This window comes from Actinoplanes flavus (assembly GCF_017592555.1).
In the GTDB taxonomy this organism is placed as follows: domain Bacteria; phylum Actinomycetota; class Actinomycetes; order Mycobacteriales; family Micromonosporaceae; genus Actinoplanes; species Actinoplanes flavus.
In genome coordinates, this window is record NZ_JAGFNS010000007.1 from 269,005 (window position 1) to 285,360 (window position 16,356).

Genomic DNA, 16,356 nt, shown 5'->3' on the forward strand with positions numbered 1-16,356 from the left:
GCCAGCCTAGCCCTCTTCCGTCTGGTCGACCGGGTCCACTCCCGGCGTGATCCGCCACACCAGCACGTCCTGCACCTGCTCCGGCTCGCCCAGCAGCTCGGTGGTGAGCCGCAGCAGCGCGTCCCGGTTCAGCGGGCCCTTCGGGCCGGTCACCTCGGCGGGCAGGAAGATCGCCTGGAGCTTCCAGTAGCGGAAGTCGATCCGTGCCTGGGCCCGGTCCAGGTTCGTGATCCGCGGCACCTGGCCCCAGCGGGCGGCCTTGTAGAACAGCTTGTCGGTCGGCCGGTCCGGTGCGCCGACCCGGCCCACCAGGTGCCGGCCGGTCTCCAGGTAGTCCTGCGGACCGAGGAAATACCCGGCCGGGATCCGGAACTGGGCGTCGCCACCGCGCGCCATCGTGTACGCCTGCCAGCGCATGCTGTCCACGGCCACGTCGATGGAGAGCGGCAGCGAGGTCATCACACCGTCACCGGTGACGTAGTCCTGCCATGTCCCGCTCGCGATGAACTCCGGCTCCGGCGCCCGCTCCAGGGTGCGCAGCGGCAGCGGGGCGATCGGGGCGAGCGCCGCCACGACCAGCACGCCGACGGTGAGCTTGGCCAGCAGCCCGCGGGTGACGAACTCGTCGACCAGCAGCGCCAGCACGATCGCGAAGATCACCACCACGACCAGCGTGTACCGGACCGGCAGCGCCGAGTCGAACAGCGGGACGTCGACGAACAGCGCGTACAGCAGCGGGGTGTCGCTGTGCTCCTCGCCCATGAACCGCAGCCGCGGGCCGAGCGAGAGCAGGAAGAAGAAGAGCCCCACGACGGACAGCGCGCGCAGCGTGACCCGGCGCTCCGGCGACGACCGCCGCCACAGCAGGCCCAGCGCCACGGCGAAGAGCAGCACGAGCGGGGCGCCCAGGAACGAGGTGGCCTCGGTCGCGTTGGGCGCCAGGTCGGCGCCCCAGCCGAACAGACCGGCGACCGACCGCAGCGGGAACGCCACGTACGACACCAGGTCCTCGGAGTAGAACCGCATCTTGAAGCCGGTGCCGGTGAACTTGAGCGGCCCGTTGAAGTGCATGTAGAGCGGCCAGGACAGCAGCGCCCCGGCGACCGCCGCGGTCACGCCCAGCGACACCAGGACCCGGCCCGCCGACTCCTTCGCCGCGCGCAGGCCCGGCTTGGACAGCGCCCACACCGCGAGGAAGAGCGCGCAGGCCAGAGCGCAGAAGAACAGCGCCTCGGCGGCCACCGAGAAGCCCATGGTGCAGAGCAGGCCGAGGACCACGCCGTTGCGGACCCGGTGGCCCTTCTCCGGCAGCTTCAGCACCCACCACGCGACGATGCCGACCATCCAGCCGGACGTCCAGTTGAGGTGGCCGTTGGCGTGCGAGACGAGACCGGGGGAGAACCCGAAGAGCAGGCCGCCGACCGCCGCGGCGAGCCCGCTGCGGACCAGCCAGCGGCGCAGGAACAGGTACCACACGAAGGCGGAGCCGGCCAGGTTCAGCGTCAGGATGGTGACGAAGGTGACCTGCGGGCCCGCGAAATGGGTCAGCGGCGCGAACAGCACCGCGTAGAACGTGCTGGACGTGTTCATCGCCAGGTTCACACCGCGCGGCGCGTTCAGCAGCGTGGTGAAGAACGGGTTGCTCATGTGCTGGAGCAGGTAGACGCCGTACGACATCATCCACTCGAACTGGCCCTGGTCGCTCACGTTGTCGGCGACCACGTGCCGGTACGGCGCCCGCCACAGCCCCTGGCACACGTAGACGGCCGCGGCCAGCGACACGAGCGCCATCGCGAGATGCGACTTCCAGGACCGCCACATCGAGGCGGGCCGGGCGGTGGGTGCGACCGTCGTCGGGTCGCCCGGATCCTCGGCATCCGGGGTCGTCGGGTCCGTCGTCGGGGCGGGCGCGGCGATCGTCACGTCGCGGAGATTATCCAGCCCCGAATTCATCGCTCGATCGGGTCCACGCCGGGACGAATGCGCCACACCAGAACATCGTCCACTTTTTCCGGCGGACCGAGCAGATCGGTCGCGGTCGTCTCCACCGCGCTACGGAACAGTGTCATGTGGTCGGAACCGGTGATCTGCTCGGGCAGGAAGAGCAGCTCCACGTTCCAGTACGCGAAGTCACGCCGGGCCTGCTCGCGGTCGGCGTTGCTCAGCTGGGCGGCGTAGCCGTACAGGGCGGCGCGGGTGAACAGCCAGTCGGTCGGTCCGGGCGGCGCGCCGATCCGGCCGATCTGCCCGGCGCCCTCCTCGCCGTTGACCATCGGGCCGAGGAAGTAGCCGTCCGGGATCCGGAACTGCGGTCCGCCGCGCGCCATCGTGTACGCCTGCCAGCGCTGCCCGTCGGCCGTCACGTTGAGCGCGAACGGCAGGGCGGACATCACCCCGTTCTCCGACACGTACCGCTGCCAGGTGCCGTTCGCGATGAAGTCCGGCTCCGGGGCCCGCTCCTGGTGGCGCACCGGCAGCGGGAAGATCGGCAGGAGCGCGGCCACGATCGCCGCGGTCAGCCCGGTCTGCAGGTTGGCCGACAGCCGCTGGTCCACCAGCTCCTGGGTGATCAGGGCCAGCAGGACGCCGAAGACGCCCACCACGACCAGCGCCAGCCGCAGCGGCAGCGCCGAGTCGAACAGCGGCAGGTGGGCGAGCGCCGCGTAGGGCAGCGGGATGGGCAGCTCGTCGTCCATCCAGTTCATCCGCGGGCCCCAGGACAGCACCAGGAAGACGCCGCCGACCACCAGGATCGCCCGCAGCGTGGCCCGGCGGGCCGGCGCGGCGCGCCGCCACAGCACGACCGCGGAGACCACCATCAGGAAGATCAGGGGTACGCCGAAGAAGGACGACTCCTCGGTGCGGTTGGGCGCCAGGGTGGAGCCCAGCCCGAACAGCGCGGCCACCGACCGGCTCGGGAACGACAGGTACGCCGCCACGTCCTCGGCGAAGTAGCGCTGGTTGAACCCGGTCCCGGAGAACGTCTGCGGGCCGGCGAAGTGCATGTACAGCGGGTAGGCCAGCAGCGCCCCGGCCACCACGGCGGTGACCCCGAGCGCCCGCAGCACGGTGCCCGCCGCGGCCTTCGCCTCGGTCCGGACCGGCCCGGCCAGCGACCAGGTCACGATGAAGATGCCGCTGGCCAGGGCGGTGTAGAAGAGGCCCTCGGCGGCGATGGTGAAGCAGCCGGCCAGCATGACGCCGAGGATCAGCCCGTTGCGCAGCCAGCGGCCCGGCTGCCGCAGCCGCAGCACCTGCCAGATGACGACCGGGGCCACCCACCCGGCCGTCCAGTTCAGGTGGCCGTTGGCGTGCGAGATGAAACCGGGGGCGAACCCGCAGAACATGCCGCCCAGCCCGGCCGCGAGCGGGCTGCGGACCAGCCAGCGGCGCAGGAACAGATACCACGCGAAGGCGGACCCGGCGAGATTCAGGGTGAGGATCGTCACGTAGCTGACCTGCGGGCCGGCGAAATGGGTCAACGGCGCGAACAGCACCGTGTACACCGAGATCGACGTGTTCGCCGCCAGGTTGACGCCCCACGGCACGTTCAGCAGGTCGCTGAAGAACGGGTCCGAGCCGTGGCCCAGCGTGTACACCCCGTACCCCAGCAGCCACTCGAAGAACGCCTGGTCCCCGATGTTGTCGGAGAGGCCGTGACGGTACGGGTCCTGCCACAGGCCGTTGGTCACGTAGACGGCCAGCGCGAGCGCTGTCAGAGCGACGGTCAGATGGGCACGCCAACGACGGCCACGAGGTGGCTGCGCGGGATCGGCGGGCGGATCTGCGGACGCGGCGGGGGCGGGGGTGACGACGGACATCAGCCGCAGGTTAGCAAGAAAGCCTGTTCTTCTAGGGAGCCATCACCGGCCGGGCGCCGAGCGTCGCCGCCAGCGCCGCGCCGATTCCGGGGTACGCCCACGCGAACCCGGCCTGCGACAACACCCCCGGCAGCACCCGCTGGCTGCGCTGCGCCTCCCCGGCCAGCCCGCCGATCGCCAGGTCGAGCACCGGGCCGGGCACCGAGAACAGGGCCGGCCGGCGCAGCACCCGGGCCAGCTCCCGGGTGAACTCGGCGTTGGTCACCGGCCGGGGTGAGACGAGGTTCACCGGGCCGGCCAGGTCGTCGCGGTCCAGCAGGAACTCGGCGGCGGCCAGCCAATCGGCCAGGGCGATCCAGGACATCCACTGCCGCCCGCCACCGATCCGGGCGCCCGCCCCCAGCTTGAACGGCAGCAGAAGCGGCTTGATCAGCGAGCCGCCGGCGTCGATCGCCGGAGCGGTGCGCAGCAGCACCACCCGGACGCCGGCGTCCTCGGCCGGCCGGGCCGCGGCCTCCCACACCCGGCACAGGTCGGCCAGGAACGTGGTGCCGGCCGGGGCCTCCTCGGTGACCGCCTGATCGCCGGTGTCGCCGTACCACCCGACGGCGGAGCTCTGGAGCAGCACCCGGGGACGCTCGTCCGCCGGCAGCCGGCCGATCGTCTGGGCGATGGTGTCGGTGGTGTCGATCCGGCTGGACCGCAGCACCCGCTTGTACGCCTCGGTCCACCGATGGTCGCCGACATTGGCTCCGGACAGGTTGATCACCGCGTCCGCACCGGCCAGCACGGCCTGATCGAGCCGGCCCTGCGCCGGATCCCAGGAGGACTCGTCCGGCTGTTCGGAGGGGCGCCGGACCAGCCGGACGATGTCGTGGCCGCTCTGCCGCAGCCGTTCGGCGAGCCGGGTGCCGAGGAATCCGGACGCTCCGGCCATGACGATCCGCATACCTGACCCTTTCCCGAAGATCGGTTGGTTCAAAACAGACCGGGGGGTACGCCGCAACGGCGCACCCCCCGGTCCATGTCGTCCTTAGAGGCCCAGGTCGGCCTCGAAGTGGCCGCCCTCCAGCCGTTCCTTCAGCGTGCCCAGGAAGCGGGCCGCGTCGGCGCCGTCCACGATCCGGTGGTCGTAGCTCAGCGCCAGGTAGACCATCGACCGCGGCGCGATGATCTCGCCCAGGTCCGGGTCGTTCACGATCACCGGGCGCTTGACGACCGCGCCGAGACCGAGGATGCCGACCTGCGGCTGGTTGATGATCGGCGTGTCGAAGAGCGCGCCCCGGCTGCCGGTGTTGGTCAGCGTGAACGTGCCGCCGCCGATCTCGTCCGGCCCGATCTTGTTGTTGCGGGTCCGGTCCGCCAGGTCCGCGATCCGCTTGGACAGGCCGGCCAGGTTCAGGTCGCCGGCGTCCTTGATGACCGGGACGACCAGGCCCTTCGGCGCGTCCACCGCGATGCCCAGGTGCTCGGAACCGTGGTAGGTCACGGTGCCCGCCTCGACGTCGATCGAGGAGTTGACCACCGGGTGCTGCTGCAGCGCCTCGACCGTGGCCAGCGCGAAGAACGGCAGGAAGGTGAGCTTCACGCCGTGCTTGGCCTGGAAGTCGGCCTTCGCCTTGTTCCGCAGGTTGGCGATCTTGGTGACGTCCACCTCGACGACCGTGGTGAGCTGCGCGGAGACCTGGAGCGACTCCACCATGCGGCGGGCGATCGTGGCGCGGATCCGGGTCAGCTTCTCGGTCCGGCCACGCAGCGGGCTCGGCTCCGCCTTGGCGGCGGCCTTCTCGACCGGTGCGGCAGCCCTCTCGGCCTGGGCTGCCGGGGCCGGGGCGGCCTTCGCGGCGGTGGCCTTCTCGGCCGCGTCGATCACGTCCTGCTTGCGGATGCGGCCACCCACGCCGGTGCCGGTCAGGGTGGACAGGTCCACGCCCTTCTCGGCGGCCAGCTTGCGGACCAGCGGGGTGACGTAGCCGGCGTCGCCGGCGCCGTTCGACTCGACCGCGGCGGGCGCCGGGGCCTTCGCGGGCTCCGGGGCCACCTGCGGGGCCGGAGCCGACTCGATCTTCGGAGCCGGAGCGCTCTCCACCTTCGGCGCGGGCGCCTGGGCGGGCGCGGGCGCCGGAGCCGGCTTCTCCGGGGCCGGAGCGGCGGCCGGGGCGCTGCCCGCGGCGCCGATGACGGCCAGCACCGCGCCGACGTTCGCGGTCTCGTCCTCGCCGACCCGGATCTCCAGCAGGGTGCCGGCGACCGGCGACGGGATCTCCGTGTCGACCTTGTCGGTGGAGACCTCGACCAGCGGCTCGTCCGCCTCCACCTCCTCGCCGACCTGCTTCAGCCAGCGGGTGATGGTGCCCTCGGTGACGCTCTCACCGAGCGCCGGAAGCTTGATCTCGGTGCCCTCGGCGTTGCCCGCCGGGGCGGCGGTCTGCGGCGCGGGGGCCTCCGCCTCGACCGGCTTCTCCGTCGACGGGGTGACCGGAGCGGCGGGCTCCGGCTCCGCGGCCGCCTGCTGGGCCGGTGCGGGCGCGGCCGAACCGGCGTCCTCACCCTCCCCGGCGATGACGGCCAGCTCGCTGCCGACCTCCGCGGTCTCGTCCTCGCCGACCACGATCCGGGTGAGCACACCCGCGGCGGGCGACGGGATCTCCGTGTCGACCTTGTCGGTGGAGACCTCGAGCAGCGGCTCGTCGGCCTCGACGCGCTCGCCCTCCTGCTTGAGCCAGCGGGTCACCGTTCCCTCGGTGACGCTCTCACCCAGCCGCGGCATGGTTACCGATACCGGCATCTTTTCCCAAACTCCTTAACGCGGTGAACGATCGATTCAGCTTCAGCTGTGCGCGTGCAGCGGCTTGCCCGCGAGCGCGAGGAAGGCCTCGCCCAGCGCCTCGTTCTGCGTCGGGTGGGCGTGTACGAGCTGAGCGACCTCCTCGGGGAAGGCCTCCCAGTTGGTGATCAGCTGGGCCTCGCCGACGAGCTCGCCGACCCGCGCGCCCACCATGTGGACGCCGACGACCGGCCCGTCGTTGACCCGGACCAGCTTGATGAAGCCCGCGGTCTTGAGGATCTGGCTCTTGCCGTTGCCACCGAGGTTGTAGTTGTACGTCGAGACCTTGTCGTCGCCGTACTGTTCCTTGGCCTTGGCCTCGGTGATGCCGACCGACGCGACCTCGGGGTCGGAGTAGGTGACCCGCGGGATGCCGGCCTCGTCGATGACGGCCGGGTTCTTTCCGGCGATCTCCTCGGCGACGAAGATGCCCTGCTGGAAACCGCGGTGCGCGAGCTGGAGGCCGGGGACGATGTCACCGACGGCGTAGATGTTGCCGACACCGGTGCGCAGGCGCTCGTCGACGATCACGAAGCCCCGGTCCAGGGTGATGCCCTGCTGCTCGTACCCCAGGTTGGCGGTCGTCGGGCCACGGCCGACCGCGACCAGCAGCACCTCGGCCTCGAGGGTCTCGCCGCCGGCGATGGTGACCCGCACGCCGCTGTCGGTGTGCTCCACCTTCTCGAACGGCTTGCCCACCTTGAAGTCGATCTTCCGCTTGCGGAAGGCGCGCTCGACCTGCTTCGAGATGTCGGCGTCCTCGGCGGCGACCAGGCGGGGCAGCGCCTCCACGATGGTCACGTCGGCGCCGAACGACTTCCACACGCTGGCGAACTCGACGCCGATGACGCCGCCGCCCAGCACGATCGCCGACTGCGGCACCCGGTCCAGCTTGAGGGCGTGCTCACTGGTCAGCACCCGCTTGCCGTCGACCTCCAGGCCGGGCAGCGAGCGCGAGTAGGAGCCGGTGGCCAGGATGATGTTGCGGCCGGTGTAGCGCTTGCCGTCCACCTCCACGGTGTCCTTGCTGACGAGCTTGCCCGCCCCCTGGACCACCGTGATGTTCTTGTTGTGCGTGAGCATGCCGCTCAGGCCCTTGAAGAGCCGGCTGACCACGCCGTCCTTGTAGGCGTTCACCCCCGCCATGTCGATGCCGACGAGGTCGGCCTTCACCCCGAACTGCTCGCTCTCGCGAGTCTGGTCGGCGATCTCCGCGGCGTGCAGCAGCGCCTTCGTGGGGATGCAGCCGCGGTGCAGGCAGGTGCCACCGAGCTCGGCCTTGTCGATCAGAGCGACCGAAAGATCGAACTGGGCGGCCCGGAGCGCGGCCGCATAGCCACCGCTTCCTGCGCCGAGAATGACGATGTCGAAGGTTCCGCCGTTGGGCTGGCTCACGTTGACTCCAGTGGTCGCATCGTCTCCGGTGTGGGTCACACAATGGAAACGGTCACAGTCCCGTCACCGACATCTTGTCACTTCTCGGCCCGGTCAATGCAGCCAGGTGCCCTACGACACGTTGCCCCGACGTACCCTTGCGGGATCGAACGCGAGGAGGGAACGGTGGCATGGTTTCGGCGGCGTCCGCGGCCGGGTGGACCCGGCGGACGGCCGGTCGACCGCGCCGATCTCGAGCATCTTACGCAATTCGTCCGTTCCCGGCGGGGAGTCGAGGCCTTCATCGAGCCACAGACGACGGTGACCGAGACCACGCTGTTGCTTGTCGCACACGACGGCGAGTGGACCCGGCGACGGATCGAGTCACCTGAGGTCGCGCGCCGTTTCGCCCACCAGCTGGCGATGCCGGTCTACGATGTCCGGCTGCTGGGCTATCCACAGCGGATGCGGGACTACAACGAGCGGCAGCGGCGCCGCCCGGCCTGATCACCGGGCGGCGCGCGGCCGTCGTCAGGCGAGGTCGTCGATCACCTGGAGCAGCGTGCGGACCGGCACGCCCGTCCCGCCCTTGGTCCAGTAACCGTTCGCCTCACCGGTGTGGTAGCTGGGGCCCGCGATGTCGATGTGCGCCCACTCGACGCCCTCGGTGACGAACTCCCGCAGGAAGACGCCGCCCTGGAGCATGTGCCCGGCCCGGTCCAGGCTGGCGTTGGTCTGGCAGATGTCGGCGATCTCCGACTCCATGCCCTTGCGCACGTCGTCCGGCAGCGGCATCCGCCAGGCCGGCTCGCCGACCGTGGTGCCGGCCGCCTCGACCAGCCGGGTCGCCTCGTCCGAGCCCATCAGCCCGGAGATCCGCTTGCCCAGCGCGATCACCTGGCCGCCGGTCAGCGTCGAGGTCTCGAACAGGTAGTCGGTGCCGTCCGCGCAGGCCCGGGCCATCGCGTCGCCCAGCACCATCCGGCCCTCGGCGTCGGTGTTGAACACCTCGACCCGCTTGCCGTTGAACATGGTGACCACGTCGCCCGGCCGGTACGCCGACCCGGACGGCATGTTCTCCGCGATCGCCAGGTACCCGGAGACCGCCACACCCGGCTCGAGCTCGGCCACCGCGATCAGCGTGGCGGCCACCGCGGCGGCGCCCGCCATGTCCGACTTCATCTCCCACATGCCGGCGGCCGGCTTGATGCTCACCCCACCGGTGTCGAAGGTGATGCCCTTGCCGACGAGCGCGATCCGCTTCGGGTCGGTCACCCCGGACGGCGTGTAGGTCAGCTTCACCAGCCGCGGCGGCGCCTCGGAACCCTGGCCGACCGCCACGATGCCGCCGTACCCGCCGGCCTTGAGCTGCTCGAAGTCGAGCACCTCGACCTCCAGCCCGGCCTCGGTCGCGGCCGCCGCCACCTGGTCGGCGAGGTCCGCCGGGCGCAGCGCGTTCGGCGGGGTGTTCACCCAGTCCCGGGTCAGGCGCACCGCCCGGGCGACGATCCCGGCCCGGCGCAGCTCGGCCGCCGCCGCCTCGTCGGACGCGTCCGGCACCTGCAGGCGCAGCTCGGCCACCGGGTCACGGCGGCCCTTCGCCGGCTTCGACTTGTACCCCGCGAAGCGGTAGCCGCCGAGCAGCGCCCCCTCCAGCGTGGCGCGCAGCACCGGCGTGGCGCCCGCGTCGTCCGGCACCGGCAGGGCCAGCACCACGGTGTTGCTGCCGGCCAGCGCGCGGACCGCCGCGCCGGCGCCCCGGCGCAGCGTCTCCAGGTCGGGCGCCGGACCGTCCGGCTCGGTGCCGAGGCCCACCGCCACCAGCAGCGGCGCGGCGATCGTGCCGAGGGTGGCCAGTTTGGTCACCTCGCCGGGGGCGCCGGTCGCGCCGAGCAGAGCCAGCGTCGAGATCAGCTTGCCGTCGAAGGCCGCGGCGATGCTCTCGGCGCCGGCGGCCGGCAACAGGCTGCCGTCCTCGTCGGGCTGGCTGTGCAGGCCGATGACGATGGCATCGACCGCCGATTCGGCCGGGTCGGTGTCGACCAGGCTGAGGGTGGGCTGGGTCACTCGGACACTCCGGGACGTCGGGGCCGGTACGGCGCCGGTAGGCGCGCTCCCGGCTATTGGGAAAGCGGTGTTGTCCCAGCGACTCTAAACCGGCCCAAGGTCACCGGTAAGTTGAGTCTCATGTCTGCCGAGCTTCTTCAGTCTCCCCTGCATGCACGCCATGTCGCCCTCGGCGCGAAGTTCGCCGCCTTCGGCGGTTGGGACATGCCTCTGGAGTACGCCGGAGGAGGCGTCCTGAAGGAGCACGCGGCGGTCCGCGAGTCGGCCGGCGTGTTCGACGTGTCGCACCTCGGCAAGGCCACCGTCCGTGGGCCCGGAGCGGCCGCCTTCGTCGACGCGTGCCTCACCAACGACCTCGGCCGGATCGCCCCCGGCAAGGCGCAGTACACGCTCTGCTGCGACGAGACCGGCGGCGTGGTCGACGACCTGATCGCCTACCTGTACGACGACGACCACGTCTTCCTCATCCCGAACGCGGCCAACACCGCCGAGGTGGTCCGCCGCCTCGCCGCGGCCGCCCCGGACGGCGTCACGGTGACCGGCGAGCACCGGTCCTACGCCGTCCTGGCCGTCCAGGGCCCCCGCTCCGCCGACGTCCTCGGTGAGCTGGGACTGCCCGCCGACCACGGCTACATGTCGTTCGCCACGGCCGCCTTCGCCGGGGGTGAGCTGGTCGTCTGCCGTACCGGGTACACCGGCGAGCACGGCTACGAGCTGGTCGTACCGTGGGACGGCGCGCCCGCCGTCTGGGACGCGGTGATCGCCGCCGGGGTCCGCCCGTGCGGCCTCGGCGCCCGCGACACGCTGCGCACCGAGATGGGTTACCCGCTGCACGGCCAGGATCTGAGCCTCGACATCAGCCCGGTGCAGGCCGGCGCCGGCTGGGCGGTCGGCTGGTCCAAGCCGGCGTTCTGGGGCCGCGACGCCCTCACCGCCGAGAAGGCCGCCGGTCCCCGGCGCCGGCTGCGCGGGCTCGAGCTCACCGGCCGCGGCATTCCCCGTGGTCACATGCAGGTGTACGCCGGGGACAAGCTCGTCGGCGAGACCACCAGCGGCACCTTCTCCCCGACCAGGAAGACCGGCATCGCCCTGGCCCTGATCGACACCGAACCCGCCCTGGCCGACGGCGACCTGGTCGAGATCGACATCCGCGGCCGCCGCACCGAGGCCCGCCTGACGAAGCCCCCGTTCGTCACCCCGCAGGTGCGCTGACCCCGCCTTCCGGCCTTCCGGCCTTCCGGCCCCTCCCGCCCTCTTACCCGCGATCTTGGACGTTTTGCCACCGCATCCGGTGGTCCAACGTTCAAGATCGCTGGCCCCCTTGTGGTCATCGCTGGCCCTCCCGCGACCTTGGACGTTTTGCCACCGGATGGGGTGGTCCGGCGTCCAAGATCGCGGCGAGGACGTCGGGGCGTCGGGACATCGGGACGACGGGGGCGTCGGAGCGTCGGGACGGCGGGGCGTCGGGAGGTCGGGGACATCGGGACGGCGGGGGCGTCGGAGCGTCGGGACGGCGGGGGCGTCGGAGGTCGGGGGCGGCGGGACGGCGGGGGGCGGCGGGACGGCGGGGGGTCAGGCGAGAGCGAGGGTGACGACCACCAGTGTCGCCGTCACCGCGCACTCCACGGCCGCGCCCAGGACGTCGCCGGTGATGCCGCCGAATCGCCGTACCGTGTGATGGAGGAGAAGGACCACCGCTGACATCGCGACGGCGACGGCGGCCGGGCCCTGCCACGGACGGCCCGGCACGGCGGCAAGCGCGAGACCCGCGACGCAGGCCGCGGAGACCAGCACCGCCGGCAGCGGGACGCTGGAGGCGACCAGCGCGCCGAGCCCTTCCGGGCGGGCGGCGGGCACACCGCGGCGGCAGGCGACGGTCACCGCGAGACGCCCGGTCGCCCAGGCGGTCACCACGGCCCACGGGCCGGCCGCGGTCAGCGCCCCGGTCTGGATCAGCAGCGTCGCGGCGATCGCCGCCACCCCGAACGGGCCGATGTCCGGCTTTTTCATGATTTCTAGGGCGGCGGGGCCGGACCGGTACGACCCGAGCGCGTCGATCGTGTCCGCCAGCCCGTCCAGATGCAGCCCCCGGCTGAGCAGCGCACCCGCCGCCACCGTGACCCCGGCCGCGACCAGCGCCGGCGACCCCAGCGCCCGCAGACCCTCGTGCACGCCGGCCAGGATCAGCCCGAGCAGCGCGCCCACGGCCGGCGCCACCGCCATCGCCACCGCCGCCGCGGACCGGTCCACCCGGCCGGCCCGCACCGGCAGCACGGTCAGCGTGGTGACCGCCAGCCGTACCCCGTCAAGCACTCGCGGTGGTGGCCGGCCCCGGCCCGTGCGGCTCCGGCTCGGCGAACTCGGTGAGGTCGTCATCGTCGTCGGAGAGTTCGTCCAGGCCGTCGTCGCCGACCTCGTCCAGCAGGGCCGGATGCACCGGGGACGCCGAGGCCAGGCCCACCGCCGTACGGATCAGCGGCAGCACCGCCAGAGCATTGGCCCCCTCACCCAGGTCGAGGCCCACCTGGAGCACCGGGGTCAGCCCCAGTACGTCGGCGCCCTGCTTCACCAGCGCGAGCGTGCCCGCCTCGGGCAGCAGGCACCAGTGCCGGGTCTGGCTGGCCAGATCCCGCGCCACCAGCCCGGCCGCGATGCCCAGCGGACCGTCCAGCAGCACCGGGATCCGGCGGGCCGCCGCACCGAGCAGCACACCGGTGGCGACGGCCACGTCCAGGCCGCCGATCTGGCGCAGGATGTCGGTGGCCCCGCGCGGCTCCTGCCGGATCCGGTGCAGCGCGTCCCGGATCGCGGCGCAGCGCATCATCCACGCGGCGTCGTCGAAACGGCCGCCCGGCAGCAGCACCCGGGGCAGGGTCGCGACCGGCTCGGCCCCGGTCGTGGCGGCCAGCACCGCGGTCGCCGCCGCCTCCGTCCCGGCGCCGATCCCGGCCAGCAGGATCGCGTCCCGGCCCGCGTCGGCGGCGCCGTCGGCCAGTTGCCAGCCGTCGCGCAGCGCGGCCTCGACCGCCTCCTCGCTCGCGGCCGGGCCGTCCTCCATGGCGCCGGTCTCGGCCGTGCGCAGCACCGCGATGTCGGCGCCGGCCTGCCCGGCCAGCCGGCCCAGCAGACCCGTTCCGGCCTCGGCCTCGGCGACCCGGCGCTCCACGTCGGCGGCGTCCACCCCGGCGACCGCGCCACCGGTGTGCCGGCCCGCGATCACCACGACCCGTACGCCACCCCACGTCCGCGGGACGACCGTGCTCTGCGTGGCCGCCGCGAACTCGACCGCCTCGCCGAGCGCGCCCAGCCCACCGCCGGGCAGGTCGATGGTGGCCAGGCGGTCCCGCGCGTCGGGGCCGGAGTCGCTGCTGGGCAGCGGCAGGTCCATGCCGGGCTTGATCTCGGTGAGCCCGGACGCGACCAGCGGCAGCGTCATGGTGGACCCGCTCAGCGCGGCGGTGGGGTCCGGCTTCGGCTCGGCGGCCACGGCCGGCTCGACCACGGTGGCCGGCGGCGGGGGAGTGGCGATGACCGGGGTGGTGACCGGCACCGGCCGGGAGACCACGGTCGGGGCTTCGGCGGGGGTCTCGGCGGGGGTCTCGACGGGGGCCAGGGGGCCGTTGCGAATCCAGGTCGGCTGACCGGCCACCACCAGCGCCACCCCGTCACAGACCGCGGCCAGCGCCTGGTTGGTGGTGCCCAGCGCGTCCGCGAACGCCCGCCCGACCGGCGTCACCGGCACCAGCGACAACCCGACCTCCGGGCTGACCAGCACCACCCGCGCCACCGCGCCGCGCACCGCCTCGGCGAGCGCCGCCACGTCGGCCTCGTCGTCCTTGGGCTGCCGGGCCGGGTCGAGCACCGCGGCCACCCAGCCGCCCAGGTCGTCGACGAGCAGCGTCTCGTCGGGACCGGCCTGCGCGATCAGCTCGGTGAGCCGGGCCGGGTCGCCGCCGGTCTCCTCGGTCGTCCAGGACTGCGGCCGCCGACGCTGATGAGCTTCGATGCGTGCGCGCCACTCCGGATCGTCCTCACCGCCGACCGCGGTGGCCACGTACCGTACCGACGGCGCCGAGGAGACGAGCGATTCGGCGAACCCCGATTTGCCGGAGCGGATTCCGCCGAGCACCAGAACCGTGTTCCACCGATCTTCGGACATGCTCCGTACCTTAGAGCCGAGACCCACGCGCGGACGCCGTAGGGTGGAGGCCCAGCGAGTCACGCGACGTGAGGGGGCGGCTCAATGCCGTGGAGTTGGCGGTACGAGGACGTCGACGGTAAGCCGGTCGAGGGTCCGGCCGAGACGTTCAGCAGCCAGGCGGACGCCGAGTCCTGGATCGGGCAGGAGTGGCGGGCCCTCCAGTCCGCCGGGGTCAGCACGGTCACGCTGGTCGAGGACGACCGGGTCGACTATCAGATGAGCCTTCAGCCGGCGGACTGACGTGACCTACGAACCGGTGTACGCCCGTACACCGCGCAGCGCCTTCATACCGAGTCCGGTCTTCGTCGGCATCGTCGCGATCTTCGTGGTCAGCGGCGTGATGACCTGGACCCGGTTCGGCAACGTCGGGATCGACGTCTTCCTGTTCGTCCTCTCCGGCTGGCTGATCTCACTCTGCCTGCACGAGTACGCGCACGCCGTGACCGGCTACTTCTCCGGTGACCTGACCGTCGCCGACCGCGGCTACCTGAAGCTCAACCCGCTGAAGTACACGCATCCGCTGCTGTCCATCGTGCTGCCGCTGGTCGTGGTGATCCTCGGCGGCATCGGCCTGCCCGGCGGCGCCGTCTGGATCGACCACCAGCACATCCGCAGCCGGGCCAAGGCGTCACTGATCAGCGCGGCCGGCCCGCTCGTCAACGTGGCGCTCGGGCTGGTGGTGGCGGTGCCGTTCCTGGCCGGGCTGGCGCCGGAGCTGACCCAGGACGTGACCGGCCGCTACACGGTGTCCGGCTCCGCCGAGCACCTGGAGTTCTGGGCCGCGCTGGCCCTGCTGGCCTTCCTCCAGGTGACCGCGAGCGTGCTGAACCTCCTGCCGGTGCCGGGCCTGGACGGGGGCAACATCATCGCCCCGTGGTTCAGCCCGGCCTACCAGCGGGCGTGGAACCTGGTCGCGCCCTGGGGCTTCCTCATCCTGTTCCTGCTGCTCTGGCAGACACAGGTCGGCGACTGGTTCTTCACCATCGTCAACGGGATCGCCGAGCTGATCAGCGTGCCCACCTGGCTCTACGCCTACGGCTTCGATCTGCTCCGATTCTGGAGTGACTAGGGGCGCTCGGCCGGGCTGGAGGTGAGCGACGGGTCGCGGGTCACGACCGGCTCCACGATCTCGTCGATCGCCTTCAGCAGGCCGTCGTCCAGCCGGACCCCGGACGCCTTGACGTTGTCCCGGACCTGCTCGGGCCGGGACGCGCCGATGATCGCCGCCGAGACGTTCGGGTTCTGGAGCACCCACGCCACCGCCAGCTGCGCCGTCGTCAGCCCCGCCTCCTCGGCGAGCGGCCTCAGCCGGGCCACCGCGTTCAGCACGTCGTCCTCCAGCCAGCGGGCGATGAACCCGGCGCCGGACTTCTCGTCGGTGGCCCGCGACCCGGCCGGCGGCTGCTCCCCGGCCCGGTACTTCCCGGTCAGCACCCCCTGCGCCAGCGGCGACCAGACGATCTGCCCGAGCCCCAGCTCCCGCGACGCCGGCACCACCTCGGCCTCGATCACCCGCCACAGCATCGAGTACTGCGGCTGGTTCGACACGAGACGGATCCGCAGCTCACGGGCGAGCGGCGCGGCGGCCCGGATCTGCTCGGCGGTCCACTCGGACACCCCGATGTAGTGCGCCTTGCCCTGGCGTACCACGTCGGCGAACGCCTCCATGGTCTCGTCGAGCGGCGTGTGGTGGTCGTACCGATGGGCCTGGTAGAGATCGACGTAATCGGTGCCGAGCCGGCGCAGCGAGCCGTCGATCGACTCCAGGATGTGCTTGCGGGACAGGCCGCTGTCGTTCCGGCCCGGCCCGGTCCGCCAGAACACCTTCGTGAAGATCTCCAGACCCTCCCGGCGCTCACCCTTCAGCGCCCGGCCCAGCACCTCCTCGGCCCGGGTCCCGGCGTAGACGTCCGCGGTGTCGAACGTGGTGATGCCGCAGTCGAGGGCCGCCCGCACGCACGCGGCGGCGGCCTCCTCCTCGACCTGTGAGCCGTGGGTGATCCAGTTGCCGTAGGCGATTTCGCTGACCAGCAGGCCGGAACGGCCGAGATGACGGAATTCCATCC

The 16,356-nt window shown here is 72.3% G+C and carries 13 protein-coding genes; 4 read left to right on the top strand and 9 right to left on the bottom strand.

Annotated features, from left to right (window positions below):
- Positions 1 to 6 precede the first annotated feature (6 nt).
- From J5X75_RS13185 to lpdA, 5 genes are all read right to left on the bottom strand, one after another.
- A complete protein-coding gene (locus J5X75_RS13185) occupies positions 7 to 1,923 on the bottom strand; it encodes a DUF6311 domain-containing protein (RefSeq protein WP_307798054.1) in 1,917 nt (638 codons plus the stop codon).
- A gap of 26 nt (positions 1,924 to 1,949) precedes the next feature.
- Positions 1,950 to 3,821, bottom strand: coding sequence for a DUF6311 domain-containing protein (locus J5X75_RS13190; protein WP_208467631.1), 1,872 nt, complete (start codon positions 3,819 to 3,821; stop codon positions 1,950 to 1,952).
- 31 nt (positions 3,822 to 3,852) lie between these two features.
- Positions 3,853 to 4,770: a TIGR01777 family oxidoreductase gene (locus tag J5X75_RS13195; RefSeq protein WP_208467632.1), complete on the bottom strand. Its 918-nt coding sequence runs from the start codon at positions 4,768 to 4,770 to the stop codon at positions 3,853 to 3,855.
- A gap of 84 nt (positions 4,771 to 4,854) precedes the next feature.
- Positions 4,855 to 6,609 (bottom strand): 2-oxoglutarate dehydrogenase, E2 component, dihydrolipoamide succinyltransferase, encoded by a 1,755-nt coding sequence (sucB, locus tag J5X75_RS13200; RefSeq protein WP_208467633.1) that lies wholly within the window; start codon positions 6,607 to 6,609, stop codon positions 4,855 to 4,857.
- Positions 6,610 to 6,651: 42 nt separating this feature from the next.
- Complete coding sequence (gene lpdA / locus J5X75_RS13205; protein WP_208467634.1) at positions 6,652 to 8,043, bottom strand: dihydrolipoyl dehydrogenase; 1,392 nt, start codon at positions 8,041 to 8,043, stop codon at positions 6,652 to 6,654.
- A 165-nt stretch (positions 8,044 to 8,208) separates the two neighbouring features.
- Here lpdA and J5X75_RS13210 point away from each other — a divergent pair, with 165 nt between their 5' ends.
- Positions 8,209 to 8,529 carry a hypothetical protein gene (locus J5X75_RS13210; protein ID WP_208467635.1) on the top strand — a complete coding sequence of 107 codons (321 nt, stop codon included), beginning with the start codon at positions 8,209 to 8,211 and terminating at the stop codon, positions 8,527 to 8,529.
- Between the two features lie 24 nt (positions 8,530 to 8,553).
- On the opposite strand, the gene J5X75_RS13215 is transcribed toward J5X75_RS13210, so the two are convergent.
- Positions 8,554 to 10,089 carry a leucyl aminopeptidase gene (locus J5X75_RS13215; RefSeq protein ID WP_208467636.1) on the bottom strand — a complete coding sequence of 512 codons (1,536 nt, stop codon included), beginning with the start codon at positions 10,087 to 10,089 and terminating at the stop codon, positions 8,554 to 8,556.
- Positions 10,090 to 10,209: 120 nt separating this feature from the next.
- Here J5X75_RS13215 and gcvT point away from each other — a divergent pair, with 120 nt between their 5' ends.
- Positions 10,210 to 11,301 carry a glycine cleavage system aminomethyltransferase GcvT gene (gene gcvT, locus J5X75_RS13220; RefSeq protein WP_208467637.1) on the top strand — a complete coding sequence of 364 codons (1,092 nt, stop codon included), beginning with the start codon at positions 10,210 to 10,212 and terminating at the stop codon, positions 11,299 to 11,301.
- A 360-nt stretch (positions 11,302 to 11,661) separates the two neighbouring features.
- On the opposite strand, the gene J5X75_RS13225 is transcribed toward gcvT, so the two are convergent.
- Together J5X75_RS13225 and J5X75_RS13230 are read right to left on the bottom strand one after the other, a co-directional pair.
- Positions 11,662 to 12,465 carry an adenosylcobinamide-GDP ribazoletransferase gene (locus tag J5X75_RS13225; protein ID WP_208467638.1) on the bottom strand — a complete coding sequence of 268 codons (804 nt, stop codon included), beginning with the start codon at positions 12,463 to 12,465 and terminating at the stop codon, positions 11,662 to 11,664.
- Complete coding sequence (locus J5X75_RS13230; protein WP_208467639.1) at positions 12,395 to 14,248, bottom strand: bifunctional adenosylcobinamide kinase/adenosylcobinamide-phosphate guanylyltransferase; 1,854 nt, start codon at positions 14,246 to 14,248, stop codon at positions 12,395 to 12,397. Before J5X75_RS13230 ends, J5X75_RS13225 begins: the two co-directional genes overlap by 71 nt.
- 84 nt (positions 14,249 to 14,332) lie before the next feature.
- On the opposite strand from J5X75_RS13230, the gene J5X75_RS13235 reads away from it, so the two are divergent.
- Together J5X75_RS13235 and J5X75_RS13240 are read left to right on the top strand one after the other, a co-directional pair.
- A complete protein-coding gene (locus tag J5X75_RS13235) occupies positions 14,333 to 14,530 on the top strand; it encodes a hypothetical protein (RefSeq protein ID WP_208467640.1) in 198 nt (65 codons plus the stop codon).
- Between the two features lies 1 nt (position 14,531).
- Positions 14,532 to 15,359, top strand: a complete 828-nt coding sequence (locus J5X75_RS13240) for a site-2 protease family protein (protein ID WP_208467641.1) — start codon at positions 14,532 to 14,534, stop codon at positions 15,357 to 15,359.
- On the opposite strand, the gene J5X75_RS13245 is transcribed toward J5X75_RS13240, so the two are convergent.
- Positions 15,356 to 16,354 carry an aldo/keto reductase family protein gene (locus J5X75_RS13245; protein ID WP_208467642.1) on the bottom strand — a complete coding sequence of 333 codons (999 nt, stop codon included), beginning with the start codon at positions 16,352 to 16,354 and terminating at the stop codon, positions 15,356 to 15,358. The genes J5X75_RS13240 and J5X75_RS13245 overlap by 4 nt on opposite strands.
- Positions 16,355 to 16,356 lie beyond the last annotated feature (2 nt).

Bases quoted from the DNA above. Each gene is read 5' to 3' on its own strand.
- J5X75_RS13190 (WP_208467631.1), bottom strand. From the start codon at position 3,821: ATGTCCGTCGTCACCCCCGCCCCCGCCGCGTCCGCAGATCCGCCCGCC.
- J5X75_RS13195 (WP_208467632.1), bottom strand. From the start codon at position 4,770: ATGCGGATCGTCATGGCCGGAGCGTCCGGATTCCTCGGCACCCGGCTC.
- sucB (WP_208467633.1), bottom strand. From the start codon at position 6,609: ATGCCGGTATCGGTAACCATGCCGCGGCTGGGTGAGAGCGTCACCGAG.
- gcvT (WP_208467637.1), top strand. From the start codon at position 10,210: ATGTCTGCCGAGCTTCTTCAGTCTCCCCTGCATGCACGCCATGTCGCC.
- J5X75_RS13225 (WP_208467638.1), bottom strand. From the start codon at position 12,465: ATGACGACCTCACCGAGTTCGCCGAGCCGGAGCCGCACGGGCCGGGGC.
- J5X75_RS13230 (WP_208467639.1), bottom strand. From the start codon at position 14,248: ATGTCCGAAGATCGGTGGAACACGGTTCTGGTGCTCGGCGGAATCCGC.
- J5X75_RS13235 (WP_208467640.1), top strand. From the start codon at position 14,333: ATGCCGTGGAGTTGGCGGTACGAGGACGTCGACGGTAAGCCGGTCGAG.
- J5X75_RS13245 (WP_208467642.1), bottom strand. From the start codon at position 16,354: ATGGAATTCCGTCATCTCGGCCGTTCCGGCCTGCTGGTCAGCGAAATC.